The organism is Streptomyces sp. NPDC127084 (assembly GCF_042724175.1).
Lineage (GTDB): Bacteria > Actinomycetota > Actinomycetes > Streptomycetales > Streptomycetaceae > Streptomyces.
Window position 1 is genome coordinate 1 of sequence record NZ_JBHXFA010000367.1, and the last position, 1372, is coordinate 1372.

At 66.3% G+C, this 1372-nt stretch carries 2 protein-coding genes and 1 pseudogene; 1 reads left to right on the forward strand and 2 read right to left on the reverse strand.

The features are described 5' to 3' along the window. Window positions 1-102 precede the first annotated feature (102 nt). Window positions 103-624, reverse strand: a complete 522-nt coding sequence (locus ACFWI9_RS34260) for a hypothetical protein (RefSeq protein ID WP_387169204.1) — start codon at window positions 622-624, stop codon at window positions 103-105. A 233-nt stretch (window positions 625-857) separates the two neighbouring features. Further along, window positions 858-1040 carry a hypothetical protein gene (locus ACFWI9_RS34265; RefSeq protein WP_387169207.1) on the reverse strand — a complete coding sequence of 61 codons (183 nt, stop codon included), beginning with the start codon at window positions 1038-1040 and terminating at the stop codon, window positions 858-860. A 230-nt stretch (window positions 1041-1270) separates the two neighbouring features. Here ACFWI9_RS34265 and ACFWI9_RS34270 point away from each other — a divergent pair. Next, a pseudogene (locus ACFWI9_RS34270) lies at window positions 1271-1372 on the forward strand (IS5/IS1182 family transposase); the annotation flags it as partial.

The window sequence follows — 1372 nt, forward strand, 5'->3', positions numbered from 1 at the left end:
GTTGCACACGCGTCACACAACACGATCTAGCGGATCAAGCGCGACCGCGAGGGCGAAACCCTCAGATTGGTCACAACCCAATACGGGCCCTAGGGCCTTTCCTTATAGCGTGGAGGTGCGACAGACAGGCCGCATGGACAGCGACCGGTCAATGACGCACCGTCCCGTGACGGCCCAGTACGGGATCGTTCTGGAGATGGGAAAGTCTGCGGCCGAGCTCGCGCGGGATCGGGGTGGGGACTGCAAGAAGAATGGCTCTTCCACGATTTTCGTAGGTGTTGATCGTTTCTGTAGGATCGCGAAGTCGCGGATTTGGTCGGCCGGGACGGTCATCTCCTGGCAGGATCCGGCAAGTTGATCGCGCAGAACACGCTGGACCTCGCGCAGGTTCTCGGGGTGGCTGACCAGGAGCGGGGTGACGCGGTGTGGAGACAGAGTGGCGTGGTCGGCGTCGACGCGGCCCTGGTTGAGGTAGCGGACCAGGAGGTTGGCGCTGCTGGTGTAGCCCAGCTCCTTGAGCTCGGCCAGGAGGCGGGTGATCGGGACGGACGGGTCCTTGGCGCGGCGTCGGCGCAGGTGGTCGCGGTAGGGGTCGACCGGTGTGGGCCGGTACTTGTAGGGCATAGACCAGCTGTTTCGGCTCGCTGTGGCGGGCGTAGCGCTTGACGGTGTTCAGCGCGAGATTCAGCCGGCGCAAGCTCCAGCAGACCGGTCCCAGGATCGAGGAGCTCGTGGACCTTCCGCCACCGCTCGCGGGTGGTTTCAGCCCGCTTGCCCTCCCGGATCGGTGGTCCGAATTTCGCCCAGCAGGCGCTGTGCTCGCCGGCCTCCTTGAGAACTGCCTCGATCGGGCCGTGTCACAGGTGCCACCGGTCCGTGACCTGCACGATCGTCGGGTCGGCGTCGGTGGTGGCCTGGGCGAAGGCGCCAGGGCCGTCCCGGCACACCACCTCCACCCTGCATTGCTTGCACAGCCACGCGGTGATGGTGGCCGCCTTGTCGTCGGTCAGTACGTCGATCCGCCCCCCCGCTGACGGCATCGGTCACCACGGCGGCGCCAACAGAGCCGGCCGCAGCCCCGGATCCACATCAGCGACTCGATTGCGGCCCCGCCCGGATGCCGCACCCGACCCAGGGGCTCCGCGCCTCCCTTGAGCTCGAACACGTCCTTGCGGACTGTCGTTTCACTGAGCCTCTTTCATCCTGTGCTGGAGGGTGAAATGGGCTGGTCAGCGGGTGTGGTGACGAGGCAGGGCCCCTCGTCGTTGGCGTGGTGATTCCACTCATCACACGGGCGACCGAAGGGGCCCTGTTGGTTCCGTGTCCTGCCATGCTCGACGTCCCGCACGAGCTCGTCGAGCATGTCGCCTGG